Below are 15,111 nucleotides of genomic sequence, written 5' to 3' on the forward strand. Positions count from 1 at the left end.
TAATCTCTGCGACCCGCCTAACGCAGCTCGTGCCCGAGAAGCCACTTTTTCACATCGAGGCCGTAGCGGTAGCCGCCCAACGTGCCGTCGGTGCGCAGCACCCGGTGGCAGGGCACGAACAGGGCGACGGCGTTGCGGGCACAGGCTTGCGCGGCCGCGCGGATCGCGGTCGGGTTGCCGGCGCGGGCCGCGTACTCGGTGTAGGTGACGGGTTCGCCGGCCTTGACATCGCGGAGTACGCGCCACGCGTGCGGAAGGAACGCGCCGCCGGAGCGCTGTTCGACGGGCACGGCGTCGATCGCGGTCAGGTCACCGTCCAGATAGGACAGCGTCGCGGCCGTGATCGGGCCGAGGTCCGCTCTGGGTGTCGGCTGACCACGCAGGTCCGGATGTACGAGGGCCAACAACTCGTCGACGTCGGCGGTGAAGCCGGCGGCGCGGACGACGCCCTCGTCGGTCGCGATGATCGTCAGCGGGCCGGTCGGGGTCGCCATGGTGGTGGTGTTCACGCGTTCCTCCAGAGTCGGATCAGCGCGTACGAGCGCCACGGCCGCCAGTTCGCGGCGTGCGCCTCGAGCGTCTCGGGGTCGTCCGGCAGGCCCAGGGCCCGGGCTCCGCGGCGGACGGCGAGGTCGGTGGGCAGGAAGACGTCCGGGTCGCCGGTCGCCCGCATCGCGACGTAACCGGCCGTCCAGGCGCCGATGCCGGGCAGCGCGACCAGGCTCTCGACCAGTTCCTCGCGGTCAGCGCCGAGGTCGAGGTCGACGGTGCCGGCGGCGACCGCGCGGGCCAGGCCCTTGATCGTCTCCCGCCGGGCGGTGGGCATCGGAAACGCCTCGTCGGGCAGGTCCGCGACCGCCGCGGCGTCCGGGAAGCCGGTCGTGGCGGCCGCTTTCGCGATCTTGCCGAGGATCGTGCGGGTCGCGGAGACCGAGATCTGCTGGCCGACGATCGCCCGGACCGCCGTCTCGAAGCCGTCGACGGCTCTGGGTACGCGTACCCCCGGCTCCTTGTCGACGGTCCTGGCCAGTTTGTCGTCGGCGCCCAGGGTGGCGTCGACGGCCTCCGGGTCGGCGTCGAGGTCGAGCAGGCGGCGGCAGCGGGCCACGGCGGGGGCCAGGTCGCGGACGTCCTTGAGCGTGAGCGTCGCGGCGACGTGGGCGGACGACCCGTGGCCCGGGATCGGCGTCAGCGCGACCTCGCCCGGGCCGTGCGGGAGCGTCAGGGTGCGGCGGTAGGTGCCGTCCGTGACGTCCTCGATGCCCGGGATCGCGCGGGCGGCCAGGAACTCGAGCAGGGCCGGGGCGTGCAGCGGTGGGCGGTAGGCGAGCCTCAGGTTGACCACGCCGGATTCGCTGGCTTTCGGCAGTTTCTGACGGAGGGTCGAGGGCGGGCCGCCGTACACCTCCTTGATCGTGTCGTTGAACTGCCGCACGCTGCCGAAACCCGCCGCGAACGCGATCTCCGCGAGGCCGAGGTCGGTCGTCTCGACCAGGATGCGGGCCGTCTGGGCGCGCTGTGCCCGGGCCAGGGCCAGGGGGCCGGCGCCGAGTTCCTCGGTGAGCATCCGGTGCAGGTGGCGCTCGGTGTAGCCGAGGCGGGCGGCCAGGCCGGGGACGCCCTCGCGGTCGACCACGCCGTCGCCGATCAGCCGCATCGCGCGACCGACCGTGTCGGCCCGCACGTCCCACTCGGGCGAGCCGGGGGCGGCGTCGGGGCGGCAGCGCTTGCAGGCGCGGAAGCCGGCCTTCTGGGCGGCGGCGGCCGAGGGGTAGAACGTGACGTTCGCCCGCTTCGGCGTGATGGCGGGGCAGGAGGGCTTGCAGTAGATGCCGGTCGACGTCACGGCCGTGTAGAACCAGCCGTCGAACCGCTGGTCACGGCTGTCGACCGCCCGGTAGCACCGCTCGAACTCCAGTTCCATGCCATCGATCCTGCCCCGGATCGGGCGTCTTGGCTCGCGGGATTCGGACATCGCCGTCAGCGCGGCCGTAGGCCGTCGTCGTCGGCTGAGGAGAGGCTCAGGTTTTTGTCGGTGTGGTGCTGCACACTTGTGGTCATGGCGAAGAAGTCGACTTGGGCGTTGGGGATCCTGGGCGCGGCCGCGGCGACGCTGGCCTGGGCGGCGCGCGACGTGCCGCGGGCGATGGGCGCCCACCCCGACGAGCGCCGGGTCGGCCCGTCGCCGCAGTGGCGCGACGGCAAGTTCCACAACCGGGTCGCGGCCCGCACGATGACGCAGCCGGCGGGCTCGATGCTCAGCTCGTTCATGCGCGACCGCGAGCGCCGCAAGCCGCGCCTGCCGATCCCACTGGCCGCACCGTCGCACGCGACGACGTCGGGCCTGCACATCACCTGGTACGGGCACTCCTCGGCGCTGGTCGAGATCGAGGGCGAGCGGGTGCTCTTCGACCCGGTGTGGAGCGAGCGCTGCTCACCGTCCCACCTGGTGGGCCCGCGCCGCCTGCACGAGCCGCCGCTCCCGCTGCACGAGATCCCACCGCTGTCGGCGATCGTGATCTCGCACGACCACTACGACCACCTGGACCTGCCCACCATCGAGGAGCTGACCCGCGCGTCCTCGGCCCCGTTCGTGGTGCCACTCGGCGTGGGCGCCCACTTCGCCCGCTGGGGGGTGCCCCCGGAACGCGTGATCGAGCTCGACTGGGACGAGTCGATCACGGTCGGCGGCCTGACCCTGACGGCCACGGAGGCCCGCCACTTCTCGGGCCGAGGCATCGCCCGCGACGAGACCCTCTGGGCGTCGTGGGTGGTCGCGGGCCACGGCCGCAAGGTCTTCTACACGGGCGACTCGGGCTACTTCGATGGTTATGCGGAGATCGGCGCGACCCACGGCCCGTTCGACGCGACGCTCATGCAGATCGGCGCCTACGGCGACGGCTGGCCCGACATCCACATGACCCCGGAGGACGCGGTCCGCGCCCACCGCGCGGTCCGCGGCGGCCTGCTCGTCCCGCTGCACTGGGGCACGTTCGTGCTGGCGTTCCACGACTGGTCAGAGCCGGCGGACCGCCTATGGTCGGAGGCCAAGGCGGAAGGGGTGACGCTCGCGGTGCCGCGACCGGGCGAACGTGTCGACGTCGACACGCCACCGGCGGTCGACGGCTGGTGGCAAGCGATCGCCTGACCACCAGCACCGCGACCGGCGGCGCCCGCCATGCGTCGCGGCGGCCGCCGTCGCTCAGGGCGCGACAGCGTGCGACCGGGCATCGCGGCGGCAGCCGCCGCCTGGGGCGCGGCAGCGCCGCAACCGGGCTGGGGCGCCCGCGATGCGTCGCGGCGGCCGCCGCCTAGGGCGCGGCAGCGCGGCGACCGGGTTTGGGGCGCGTCCGCCATGCGTCGCCGCGCCCGCCGCCAAGGGCGCGGCAGCGCCGCAACCGGGCTGGGGCTGGGCCCGCGGACTGGGCACGGCCGACACCGTGCCGCTATGGGACGTGGCCGGGCTGGTCGGGCACATGGTGACGACGCTGGCCCGGGCTGCGCGGCAACCGGACTGAGGCGCGCGCCACGCGACGCGGCGGCAGCCGCCGCCCGGACCACGGCAGGGCGGCAACCGGGCTGGCGGCGCGCCCGCCACTCGCCGCGGCGGGCTGGCTGGATCTGGGGTCTTGGTGGCGCGGTCGTCCGCCGCAAGTCGAGGTCTCGGTCGGAAGCGGGCGCTTTGATCTTTGGCCGTTGGCCGCCGCGGGCGTGGCAGCGGAGCGGTGTCCGGCGGGAGCGACGGTCGTGCCCCCGGCGGACCCGGGAAATAGACCTGATCTTCTGCGCCGGGCAGAACCTCCCAAGCCGAGAGCGAGCAGCCAACCGCCACTGCGTAAGCTGGTCTGTCGTGAGTCTGACCATCGGGATCGTCGGCCTGCCCAACGTCGGCAAGAGCACGCTGTTCAATGCGTTGACGAAGAACGACGTGCTTGCCGCGAACTACCCGTTCGCGACCATCGAGCCGAATGTCGGTGTCGTGGGGCTGCCCGACGCGCGTCTCGGCAAGCTTGCCGAGCTCTACGACTCGCAGAAGGTCGTGCCGGCGCCCGTTTCGTTCGTCGATATCGCCGGGCTCGTGCGGGGCGCCTCCAAGGGGCAGGGGCGGGGCAACGCGTTCCTCGCCAATATTCGTGACGCCTCGGCTATCTGTCAGGTGGTGCGGGCGTTCTCCGACCCCAACGTCGTGCACGTCGACGGCAAGGTGTCGCCCGCCGACGATATCGAGACGATCAATACCGAGCTGATTCTCGCGGATCTGCAGACGATCGAGAAGGCGCTGCCGCGGCTGGAGAAGGAAGCCAAGCTGCGTAAGGAGCGCGCTTCCGTCGCGGCGGCGGCCAAGGCAGCCGGGGAGCTGCTCGACACCGGGGTCACGCTCTACGCCGGCGCGAAGGCCGCCGGGATCGACGTCGCCGAGCTGCGTGAGCTGCACCTGTTGACGACCAAGCCGTTCCTCTACGTCTTCAACGTCGACGAGGAGGAGCTCAACAACGCCGCGTTCCTCGACGAGCTGCGGACTCTGGTCGCGCCGGCCGAGGCCGTGTTCATGGATGCCAAGGTCGAGTCCGAGCTGATCGACCTGCCCGAGGACGAGGCGCGCGAGCTGCTCGAGTCGATCGGCCAGCCCGAGCCGGGCCTCGACCAGCTCATCCGGGTGGGGTTCCGGACGCTGGGGCTGCAGACCTACCTCACGGCCGGGCCGAAGGAGGCGCGCGGCTGGACGATCCCGATCGGCGCCACCGCCCCGGAAGCCGCCGGTGTGATCCACTCCGACTTCCAGCGCGGGTTCATCAAGGCCGAGATCGTCTCGTACGACGACCTGATGGCCGCGGGCACCATGACAGCGGCCAAGGCGGCGGGCAAGGTCCGCATCGAAGGCAAGGACTACATCATGCAGGACGGCGACGTGGTGGAGTTCCGCTTCAACGTCTGACGGACCCGGGCATGACTCCTGACGACCTTGTCCTGGCCGCGTTGGAGGTGGCCGAGGCCGGGCTGCGCGCCGGGGAGCAACCCATCGGTGCCGTGGTCGCCGTCGGCGACGAGATCGTCAGCCGCGCCTATACGCAGGAGAAGGCCCTCGGGCGGCGGCTGGTGCACGCCGATCTGCTGGCGATGGTCGCCGCCGACGAGCTGCTCGGGTGGCGCAGGCGCGAGGGCCCGCTGCGGCTCGCCGTCACGTTGGAACCCTGCGTCATGTGTCTGGGCGCCGCGATGATGCTCGGGGTGCGCGAGGTCTCCTACGCGCTCGAGTCGCCCAGCGACGGTGGGGCGCGGATCGCCGGCGAGTGGACGACCAGCCCCGACGCGCCGTGGTTCGCCGCGCCGGCCATGCGGGGTGGGATCCGGCGCGAGGAGAGCCGGGCGCTGTTCCGGCGGTACTGCCACACCGCGCCGGCCGGACCCGTCCGCGACTGGGTGTGGACCCTCCTGACCGATCGCTGAGCGGTCGCTGGCAGGGCGGTGTGAGTTTGGTCCGATAGCTGGGCAATACAGCAGAAAGTGCGGATCCTGAGTGAGGATCACTCGGGAGGCATCGATGGCGAAGTGGGCGCGGCTGGCGATCGGCGCCGGCGTGGCGGGGCTGTTGGTGGCCGCGGCGGCCGTACCCGGCGGCGTTTTAGCCGGATTTATCGCGACAAAGGCGACGCTCGCCTCCACCGACCTGCCCCCCGCCCTCGCCCAACCCAGTCTCCCCCAAGCCTCCCGCCTCTACGCAGCCGACGGCCGCACGCTGATCACCACCTTCGCCGATCTCAACCGGACCAATGTCGACCTCGACCAGATCGCCCCCGTCATGCGGCAGGCCATCGTCGCCGCCGAGGACACCCGCTTCTACGAGCACGGCGCCGTCGATCTCCGGAGCGTCCTGCGGGCCGTCGTCGCCAACGGGCGCAGCGGCGAGACCGCGCAGGGCGCCTCCACGTTGACCATGCAATATGTCCGAAATGTGCTGAAGACCGACCCGAACGCCACCCAGGCCGAGCGGGAAGCCGCCACCGCCGACGACCTCGGGCGCAAGGTGCAGGAGATGCGGTACGCCGTCGCCGTCGAGGACACCCTCAGCAAGGACGAGATCCTCACCGGCTACCTCAACATCGTCTACTTCGGCGCCGGCGCCTACGGGATCGCCGCCGCGGCCCGGGCCTATTTCGACACCACCCCGGACAAGCTGACCCTCCCCCAGGCCGCCCTGCTCGCCGGCCTCGTCCAGTCGCCCGACGCGTACGACCCGATCCACGGCGACAAGGCCGCCGCCCAGACCCGTCGTGGCTACGTGCTCGACGCCCTCGTCAAGGCCGGCGACGTCAGCCCGGCGGACGCCGAGCAGGCCCGCACCAGCCCGCTCGGCCTGCACCCCGGGACCGTCCCCAACGGCTGCACCGCCGCCGAGCCCGAGAACGCCCGGTTCTTCTGCGACTACTTCGTCTCCTGGTGGCAGCGACAGAAGGCGTTCGGCGACACCCCGCAGCAACGGCTCGCCGCCCTGCGCGACGGCGGTTACGCGATCACCCTCTCGCTCGACCCCAAGGTCCAGGACACGGCGACCAGGGCGGCGACCGAGGTGTACGGGTACGACGCGGCCGGCGCCCTGCCGATCGCCGCCGTGCAACCGGGCACCGGGCGGGTGCTCGCCCTCGCCGTCAACCGCCACTACAGCCTCGACAAGAAGCCCGGCAGCACCGTCGACCAACTCGTGGCCGGCGGCGACTCGGTGACCGGCTACCAGGCGGGTTCGACCTTCAAGCTCTTCACCATGCTGGCCGCCCTGGAGAACGGCCACACCCTGGACGACGGGTTCGACGCGCCGTCGCGACTCCCGACCCACTGGCGCGACAGCGGCCCGGCCTCCTGCGGCGGCTTCTACTGCCCCGCCAACGATAATCCAGAGTGGATGGACGGCTACCGCACCATGTGGACCGGCTTCGGCCGCTCCGTCAACACCTACTTCGTCCACCTGGAGGAACAGGTGGGCGCCGACAAGGCCGTCGAGATGGCCCAGCGACTGGGCATCCAGTTCCGCGCCAAGGCCGACGCGCAGCGGGCCCGGGACGACGCCGCGGACTGGGGCTCCTTCACGCTGGGCGTCGCCGACACCACGCCGCTCGACCTGGCCAACGCGTACGCGACCCTGGCCGCCGACGGCACCTACTGCGCCCCGTTGCCCGTCACGACGATCACCGACGCGACCGGCGCCGCCGTCGCGGCCGGCGAGCCGAACTGCCACCGCGTGCTCGACCAGGACGTGGCCCGGGCCGCCACCGACGCCGCCCGCTGCCCCGTCGGCCAGGACGGCGCGTTCGGCCAGTGCGACGGCGGCACCGCCACCCAGGTGTCCACGATGCTCGGCGGCCGACCGGTGGCCGGCAAGACCGGCAGCGCCGAGGCCAACGCCACCGAGTCGTTCGTCGGCTTCACGCCACAGGTCGCCGCGGCCGGCATCGCCGCCAACCCGACCCACCCGAGCGACGGGGTCGGCGGCGCCGTACAGGTCGATGTGATCAGGGCCGTCACCGAGGTGCTGAAGCAGGCCGTGACAGGCCAGCCGGAGCGCGGTTTCGACCCGCCGAGCGCCGCGCTGGCCTTCGAAAATGGCTCGAACCCGGCGGTACCCTGGCCACATGACGGATACGGCAGGCAACAGGCGCGCCGGTATCCCTGAGAAGCCGTCCCTGGACGGCATCGAGGACACCTGGTCGCGCCGCTGGCAGGAGGAGGGGACGTACGCGTTCGACCGGTCGAAGACCCGGTCCGACGTGTACGCGATCGACACGCCTCCGCCGACCGTATCCGGCGAGCTGCACATGGGTCACGTGTTCAGCTTCACCCACACCGACACCGTGGCCCGGTTCCAGCGCATGCGCGGCCGCACGGTGTTCTACCCGATGGGCTGGGACGACAACGGCCTGCCCACCGAACGCCGCGTGCAGAACGTCTACGGCGTGCGCGGTGACGCGTCGCTGCCCTACGACCCGGCGTGGACGCCACCGGACGCGCCCGTCGACGACGCCGCGCGGAAGAACCCGACGGCCATCTCCCGGCGCAACTTCATCGAGCTGTGCGAACGGCTCACGGTGCAGGACGAGCGGGTGTTCGAGGCGCTCTGGCGGCGGCTCGGGCTCTCCGTCGACTGGTCGCTGACCTACACGACCATCGGCGCACACGCCCGGCTCACCTCGCAGCGCGCGTTCCTGCGAAACCTGCGGCGCGGCGAGGCCTACACCGCCGAGGCGCCGACGCTGTGGGACGTGGGCTTCGGCACGGCGGTCGCGCAGGCCGAGTTGGAGGACCGTGAGCGGCCGGGCGCCTACCACCGCCTGCGCTTCCACGGCCCCGGTGACGAGCCGGTCGAGATCGAGACCACGCGGCCCGAGTTGCTGCCGGCGTGCGTGGCCCTGGTGGCCCACCCCGACGACAAGCGCTACGCGCACCTGTTCGGCACGACCGTGCGTACGCCCGTCTTCGGTGTCGAGGTGCCGGTGCACGCCCATCCGCTGGCCGAGCAGGACAAGGGCACCGGCATCGCGATGGTCTGCACGTTCGGCGACCTCGCCGACGTGACCTGGTGGCGCGAGCTGCGGCTGGCGACCCGCGTGGTGATCGGCCGCGACGGGCGCCTGCTCCCCGAGGCACCGCAGGGCGTCGACCCGACGATCTACGCGAAACTCGCCGGCCGCACCGTCAACCAGGCCCGGCGCGAGATCGTCGGGCTGCTGTCCGACGACCTGATCGGCGAGCCGCGCCCGGTCACCCACCCGGTGAAGTTCTACGAGCGCGGCGACTCCCCGCTGGAGATCGTCTCCACGAGACAGTGGTACATCCGCAACGGCGGCCGCGACGCGGACCTTCAGGCGGACCTGCTCGACCGGGGCCGGCAACTGCGCTGGGTGCCGCCGCACATGCGGCACCGCTACGACCACTGGGTCGGCGGCCTCACCGGCGACTGGCTGGTCAGCCGCCAGCGTTTCTTCGGGGTGCCGATCCCTGTCTGGTACCCGCTCGACGCCGACGGCCGGCCCGACCACGACCGGCCGCTGGTGCCGACCGAGGCCGAGCTGCCGGTCGACCCGACGATCGACGTGCCGGCGGGCTACACCGAGGAGCAGCGCGGCGTGCCGGGCGGCTTCGCGGGCGACCCCGACGTGTTCGACACCTGGGCCACCTCGTCGCTGACCCCGCAGATCGTCAGCGGCTGGGAGACCGACCCCGACCTGTTCGCCCGCGTGTTCCCGATGGACCTCCGCCCGCAGGGGCAGGAGATCATCCGCACCTGGCTGTTCGCGTCCATCGTGCGGGCCCACTTCGAGCACGGCACGCTGCCGTGGCGCGACGCCATCCTGTCCGGCTGGATCCTCGACCCCGACCGCAAGAAGATGTCGAAGTCCAAGGGCAACGTGGTCACGCCGATGGACCTGCTGGTCGACAACGGCTCCGACGCGGTGCGCTACTGGGCGGCGAGCGGGCGCCCGGGCACCGACCTGGCGTTCGACCCGGCCCAGATCCGCGTCGGCCGGCGCCTGGCCACCAAGATCCTCAACGCGTCGAAGTTCGCGCTCGGGCTCGGCGCCACGACCGGCACCATCACGGAGCCGCTAGACAGGTCGATGCTCGCGGGCCTGCGCGAGGTCATCGCGACGGCCACCGCCGCGTTCGAGGACTACGACCACACCACCGCGCTGCAGGTCGCGGAGTCGTTCTTCTGGCGCTTCTGCGACGACTACATCGAGCTGGTCAAGGAGCGGGCTTACGGCACGACGGCCGCGTCCGGCTCGGCCCGCGCGGCGCTGGCCACGGCGCTCGCGGTGCAGCTACGGCTGTTCGCGCCGTTCCTGCCGTTCGTGACCGAAGAGGTCTGGTCGTGGTGGCGCTACGGCTCGGTGCACCGGGCGCCCTGGCCGACGGTGCACGAGCTGTCCGGCGACGCGACACCCGACCTGCTGAGACTCACCGGCGAAGCCCTCTCCCAGGTGCGCCGGGCGAAATCGGAGCGCAAGGTGTCGATGCGCACCGAGGTCCCGCTGGCCGAGGTGCTGGGCCCGGCGGCGATGCTGGAGACGTTGTCTCTCGCGACCGACGATCTGCGGGCCGCGGGCCGCATCGGGAAGCTCGACCTCCTACCGGACCGCACGACAGAGCTGGTCGTCGCGTCCGCCTTCTGAATCGCCGAGGGCCCGTCCGTCAGGACGGGCCCTCGTCCATCGCCCACCGCGGACCTGGCAGCGCAGCGGTGTCTGGCGGGAGCAACGGTCGCGGCCACCGCGCACCCGAGCAAGGAAGACCTTAGAACCACCAACCCCGCAGGAAGCGGATGCCCAGCAGGATCGTGATGATGCCCGGGCCGGCGGCCAGCGCGGCGGCCGGGATCCGGTAGACCATCCGGTGGCGGATGAGCTCGGCGCCGTTGCCCACCACGACCACGCCGGCCGCCACCATGAACCACGCCCACCAGCGCGGCTCCGGGTCGAAGGCGTCGAAGCGGATGAACTGGAACGTGATGCCCAGGGCGACCGCGATCGTCGCCAGCATCGCCAGGGTGCGGTGGAACGAGCGGCCCAGCGGGTCCTGCGGACGCCACCAGTAGCTGCCGGCGATCGCCGCCGCCGGCAGTGCGATCAGCAGCGGCCAGAACCGCGGCACGTCGCCGATCATGAGCAGCACGCCGACCGTGAACGCGATCAGGCCGACGTTGCCGAGCGCGTACGCCAGGATCCCGCCGCCGCGGTAGAGCGCCACGAAGCCCGCCGCCGCGATCAACGACGTGGGGATCACCACGAACAGTGACCACCAGCGGAAGTCGTGCGCGGCCTGGGCCAGGATGCTGGCCAGCGCGCAGGCGAGCAACGCGATGCCGCCGCCGGCCAGCCAGGGAGCGGCTCCGCCGCCGCCCCGCCGCACGGTGGAGGTCGAGGACGAGGTCTCCGGGTACGTCGTGGTCACGTCACCAACTGTGCCGACCCGACTCCCCGGACGCCATCCGGCTAGCCCTACCCGACCGGTCAGGAGGACGGGCGTATCAGAAGTCGCCCCCGCCGAAGTCGCCGCCACCGAAGTCGCCGCCACCGAAGTCGCCACCGCCGTCGTAGCCGCCACCGTCGCCGCCGTCTCCCCCGCCGTCACCGCCGTCGTACCCGGTGCCGTCCTGGAAGCCCTCCTGGTAACCGGCGTCGTAGCCGTAGCCCGGGTCGGCGAATGCCGGCGAGAACAGCGCGTCGGCGATCAGCAGGCCACCGACCGCACCGGCGGCGCCGGCCAGCGCCGGCCGCCACCACGGCTGGGAGTACCAGCCCGCCGGCACCGGACGGCCCTGGTAGCGGCCACCCGGGTAGTAGTACGGCGTCGAGTTGCTCGGCTGCGGGCCCGCGGTGAACCGCTCGCCCTGCACGTCGACGGTCCGCTCCTTGGTGAGCGTGCCGACACCCCGGGCCGCGGCGAGCTGCGGCAACTCCGGGCCGGGGTCGATGCCCATCGCCGTGCGGGCCGCCCGGATGTAGGTCAGGCCCTCCAGCGCGGTCTCCCGGGCCAGCTCGTACTGCCGTGTCGAGCGGGCCTGCTCGAGCTGACTGCCCGAGGCCGTGTAGCGCTCACCGGCGTCGGCCAACGCCTGTCGCACCGCCGGCTCGGAGCCGTGCAGGTTCATCACCTGCCCGCCGAGCCGCTCGTACCAGCGCTGGGCGTCGGCCCGGGCATCCGCCAGCTCTCGCTCGCGGCGGCCGGCCACCGCCCGCTGGTAGTAGAAAACCAGCGCGATGACGATCACCAGTAGCGCGATCAACCACAACCAACCCATGACACGACGGTACCCAGCCTTGTCATGTCGTACCTGTCTGCAAGTCTTACCGGATGGACCTTTCGACGGTGGCCGTGGTGGTCCTCTGCTTGGCCATCGGCGCGGCCGGCGGGTGGTTTGCGGCGGTTTCGCGGTCAGCGTCCCGAGTTGCCCGCCTCGAGGCCACCATCGAGTCCACCCGCGAGGGCGAGGGGCGCCTGGAGCAGTCGATGCGGGCGTTGTCCTTCGAGGCGACGGTGCAGTCGCAGGAGGCGGTGGCCCGCGCGGTCGCCCCGCTGCACGAGACGCTGCGCCGCTACGAGCTGCGGGTCGCCGAGCTCGAGCGCGAGCGGGTCGACGCCTACGCCGAGCTGCGCGAGCAGGTCCGGGCCATGTCGACGGTCTCCGGCGAGCTGCGCACCGAGACCAAGCAGCTCGTGGCCGCGCTGCGCGCGCCGCAGGTGCGGGGGCGCTGGGGCGAGCACCAGCTCCGCCGGATCGTCGAGGCGGCCGGCCTGCTGGAGCACTGCGACTTCTCGGAGCAGGTCACCGCCGCGACCGACCACCAGGGCGTCCGGCCTGACCTGGTGGTCCGCCTGCACGGCGGCCGGTCGGTGGTGGTCGACGCCAAGGCGCCGTTCGACGCCTACCTCACCGCCATGGAGGCGCGCGACGAGCGCACCCGCGACCACCACCTCGACGCCCACGCGCGGCAGCTCCGGGCCCACGTCGACGGGCTGGCCGCCAAGTCCTACTGGTCGGCCTTCGCCCAGTCGCCCGAGTTCGTCGTGCTGTTCGTGCCGGCCGACCCGTTCCTCGACGTGGCCCTGCAGCGCGACGCCACGCTGCTCGAGCACGCGTTCGCCCGCAACATCGTGCTGGCCACCCCGGCGACGCTGGTCGCGCTGCTACGCACGATCGCTTACTCGTGGCGGCAGGAGGCGCTGGCCCGCAACGCGGTGTCGGTGCACGAGCTGGCCCGCGAGCTCTACGGACGGCTGGCCACGCTCGGCGACCACGTCGGCAAGCTGGGCTCGGCGCTGGGCACGGCGGTCACCTCCTACAACCGGGCGGTCGGGTCGCTGGAGGCCCGCGTGCTGGTCAGCGCCCGCAAGCTGGCCGACCTCGGCGTCTCCGGCGACGACCTGGTGGCGCCGGCGCAGGTCGAGAGCACGCCGCGCCAGCTCCAGGCGCCCGAGCTGCAGGCGCAGGAGCTCGGCTGAGCGGGAACCCGGCCACCGCTGGCGCGCGTCCCATCCCAATGACACACTTCGACGTCATGCGCAGGATCACAGTGCCGCTGGTCGCAGTGCTGGTCGTCGCGCTCGCCGGTTGCTCGGCGAGCCGCGAGGGCGGCGGGCCGGCGCCCTCTCCCGCGAGCCCTTCCGCACCGGTCTCGACCCCGTCCGTCGCCCCGCCGGCCGGGCCGAGCCCGTCGCTGTCGATCGCGCCGCCGCCGCCGACCGGGCGCGTCCCGTCGCCCCGGCCGGCCAGCCCGCGCCCGTCGGGCGCCAAGTCGCCGCGAGTGGTCAACGTCACCGGCACCGTCACCGCGGGCGTCGAGCCCGGCTGCCTCCTGCTCGACGGCTACCTCCTGGTCAACGCCCCGACGAGCCTGGTCTACGAGGGCGTCCGGGTGAAGGCGACGCTCGAGGTGCGCACCGACCTGGTCACCACCTGCATGCAGGGCACACCGGCGATGATCACCTCGGCCCAGCGGCTTTGACGTTACGACTGCAATGTAAACTCGGCGCATGACGCTGCTGCGCACCGCCATGGCGTACGAGCGGGGAGTCTGGGTCAGCCTGTTCCGCTGGGTGTTCCGGCGGCCCGACCCGGCCGGCCCCGGCACGCCGTTCGGCTACAGCGCGACGATGATGCCCGTACTCCTGGCGTTCCTGGGTGTCTCGATCGTGGAGATCCCGATCCTGCACTTCCTGCTGCCCTGGCAGACCGTGCGGATCATCGTCTTCGTGATCAGCGTCTGGGGCCTGCTCTGGATGGTCGGCCTGCTCGGCGCCGTCCGGGTGCATCCGCACCTCGTCACCGCCGACGGCCTGCGGGTGCGGCACAGCTTCACCGTCGACGCGTTCGTACCCTGGTCGGCGGTCGCGCAGATCCGCACCCGCAACCGGCCGCTGGAGTCCAGCAAGGGCCTGCAGTTCGAGGAGACGGACCGCGGGCTGATCGGCAAGGTCGTGGTGCTGGGGCAGACCAACGTCGAGGTGGTGCTGCGCGCCCCGGTCGACGTCGGCCTGAAGCGCGGGCCGGTCAGCGAGGTGCACTTCTGGGCCGACGACCCCCGCGAGCTGGTCGCGCGGGCCGACCTGGTGTCAGTCGGTTGAGGCCTTCGCCGCGGCGGCCGCCTTCATGTCGCGCTTGAGCTCCTGCGGCAGCGAGAACGCCAGCCGCTCGTCGACGGTGGTCACCTCGGAGACGTCGGCGAAGCCGCGCGCGACCAGGTGGTCGAGAAGCTGGTCGACCAGGTCCTCCGGCACGCTGGCGCCCGAGGTGACGCCGACCGTGGTGGCACCGGCGAGCCAGGCGTCGTCGATCTCGCTGGCGTAGTCGACCAGGTAGGCCGACCGCGCACCGGCGTCGAGGGCGACCTCGACCAGCCGGACCGAGTTGGACGAGTTGGTCGAGCCGACGACGATCACCACGTCGCAGTCGGGCGCGATCTGCTTGACCACCTGCTGCCTGTTTTGGGTGGCGTAGCAGATGTCGTCGCTCGGCGGCGACTGCAGCAGCGGCAGTCGCGCCCTGAGCCGGTCGACCGTCTCCAGCGTCTCGTCGACAGAGAGCGTGGTCTGCGACAGCCAGACGACCTTGGCGGGGTCGCGCACCGTCACCTTGTCGACACCCTCGGGGCCGTCGACGAGCTGGATGTGCGCGGGCGCCTCGCCGGCGGTGCCGATGACCTCTTCGTGGCCCTCGTGCCCGATCAGCAGGATGTCGTAGTCGTCGGCCGCGAACCGCTTGGCCTCCTGGTGGACCTTGGTCACCAGCGGGCAGGTCGCGTCGATCGCCTTGAGGTTGCGGGCCTTGGCCTGCTCGTGGACCTCGGGCGCGACGCCGTGGGCCGAGAAGACCACGGTGGCGCCCTCGGGCACCTCCTCGTTCTCCTCGACGAAGATCGCGCCGCGGCGCTCGAGCGTGGCCACCACGTGCTTGTTGTGCACGATCTGCTTGCGCACGTAGATGGGGGCACCGTAGAGGTTGAGCGCCTCCTCCACGGTCAGCACGGCGCGGTCGACGCCGGCGCAGTAGCCACGCGGGTTGGCCAGGAGCACACGCTTACGGGCGGGTTCCTCGATCACCAGCCAATCGTACGTGCCGCG

At 72.2% G+C, this 15,111-nt stretch carries 13 protein-coding genes; 8 read left to right on the forward strand and 5 right to left on the reverse strand.

Annotation, left to right across the window (positions count from 1 at the left end):
- Window positions 1-17: 17 nt before the first annotated feature.
- On the reverse strand, window positions 18-509 hold the full coding sequence (locus tag Asi02nite_RS16120) for a methylated-DNA--[protein]-cysteine S-methyltransferase (RefSeq protein ID WP_373312267.1): 492 nt from the start codon (window positions 507-509) through the stop codon (window positions 18-20).
- A complete protein-coding gene (locus tag Asi02nite_RS16125; RefSeq protein WP_203713736.1) occupies window positions 506-1,924 on the reverse strand; it encodes a DNA-3-methyladenine glycosylase 2 in 1,419 nt (472 codons plus the stop codon). Before Asi02nite_RS16125 ends, Asi02nite_RS16120 begins: the two co-directional genes overlap by 4 nt.
- Window positions 1,925-2,059: 135 nt before the next feature.
- Between Asi02nite_RS16125 and Asi02nite_RS16130 the strand changes: the two genes are divergently transcribed.
- The 5 genes from Asi02nite_RS16130 (at window position 2,060) to valS (ending at window position 10,163) form a co-directional block, all read left to right on the forward strand.
- Window positions 2,060-3,148, forward strand: coding sequence for an MBL fold metallo-hydrolase (locus Asi02nite_RS16130; protein WP_203713738.1), 1,089 nt, complete (start codon window positions 2,060-2,062; stop codon window positions 3,146-3,148).
- Window positions 3,149-3,850: 702 nt separating this feature from the next.
- Window positions 3,851-4,936: a redox-regulated ATPase YchF gene (gene ychF, locus Asi02nite_RS16135; protein WP_203713739.1), complete on the forward strand. Its 1,086-nt coding sequence runs from the start codon at window positions 3,851-3,853 to the stop codon at window positions 4,934-4,936.
- A gap of 11 nt (window positions 4,937-4,947) precedes the next feature.
- Window positions 4,948-5,448, forward strand: a complete 501-nt coding sequence (locus tag Asi02nite_RS16140) for a nucleoside deaminase (RefSeq protein WP_203713740.1) — start codon at window positions 4,948-4,950, stop codon at window positions 5,446-5,448.
- 94 nt (window positions 5,449-5,542) lie between these two features.
- Complete coding sequence (locus Asi02nite_RS16145) at window positions 5,543-7,666, forward strand: transglycosylase domain-containing protein (RefSeq protein WP_203713741.1); 2,124 nt, start codon at window positions 5,543-5,545, stop codon at window positions 7,664-7,666.
- Window positions 7,626-10,163 carry a valine--tRNA ligase gene (gene valS / locus Asi02nite_RS16150; RefSeq protein ID WP_203713742.1) on the forward strand — a complete coding sequence of 846 codons (2,538 nt, stop codon included), beginning with the start codon at window positions 7,626-7,628 and terminating at the stop codon, window positions 10,161-10,163. The genes Asi02nite_RS16145 and valS overlap by 41 nt, the downstream gene beginning before the upstream one ends.
- A 121-nt stretch (window positions 10,164-10,284) precedes the next feature.
- Here the strand turns inward: valS and Asi02nite_RS16155 are convergent, their stop codons facing one another.
- Window positions 10,285-10,941 (reverse strand): hypothetical protein, encoded by a 657-nt coding sequence (locus Asi02nite_RS16155; protein ID WP_203713743.1) that lies wholly within the window; start codon window positions 10,939-10,941, stop codon window positions 10,285-10,287.
- A 76-nt stretch (window positions 10,942-11,017) separates the two neighbouring features.
- Entirely contained in the window at window positions 11,018-11,791 is a 774-nt protein-coding gene (locus tag Asi02nite_RS16160; RefSeq protein WP_203713744.1) for a hypothetical protein, read from the reverse strand.
- A gap of 53 nt (window positions 11,792-11,844) precedes the next feature.
- Here Asi02nite_RS16160 and Asi02nite_RS16165 point away from each other — a divergent pair, with 53 nt between their 5' ends.
- Genes Asi02nite_RS16165 through Asi02nite_RS16175 form a run of 3 tightly spaced genes read left to right on the forward strand, consistent with a single transcriptional unit; the run spans window position 11,845 to window position 14,115 of the window.
- Window positions 11,845-12,993, forward strand: a complete 1,149-nt coding sequence (locus Asi02nite_RS16165) for a DNA recombination protein RmuC (protein ID WP_203713746.1) — start codon at window positions 11,845-11,847, stop codon at window positions 12,991-12,993.
- Window positions 12,994-13,049: 56 nt separating this feature from the next.
- Window positions 13,050-13,496 (forward strand): hypothetical protein, encoded by a 447-nt coding sequence (locus Asi02nite_RS16170; protein ID WP_203713748.1) that lies wholly within the window; start codon window positions 13,050-13,052, stop codon window positions 13,494-13,496.
- 28 nt (window positions 13,497-13,524) lie between these two features.
- The gene (locus Asi02nite_RS16175) at window positions 13,525-14,115 is read left to right on the forward strand and encodes a hypothetical protein (RefSeq protein ID WP_203713750.1); all 591 of its coding nucleotides are present in this window, start codon (window positions 13,525-13,527) and stop codon (window positions 14,113-14,115) included.
- Here the strand turns inward: Asi02nite_RS16175 and Asi02nite_RS16180 are convergent.
- Window positions 14,104-15,087 carry a 4-hydroxy-3-methylbut-2-enyl diphosphate reductase gene (locus tag Asi02nite_RS16180; RefSeq protein ID WP_203713831.1) on the reverse strand — a complete coding sequence of 328 codons (984 nt, stop codon included), beginning with the start codon at window positions 15,085-15,087 and terminating at the stop codon, window positions 14,104-14,106. The genes Asi02nite_RS16175 and Asi02nite_RS16180 overlap by 12 nt on opposite strands.
- Between the last annotated feature and the right edge of the window lie 24 nt (window positions 15,088-15,111).

The organism is Asanoa siamensis, from assembly GCF_016862555.1.
Taxonomy (GTDB): domain Bacteria; phylum Actinomycetota; class Actinomycetes; order Mycobacteriales; family Micromonosporaceae; genus Asanoa; species Asanoa siamensis.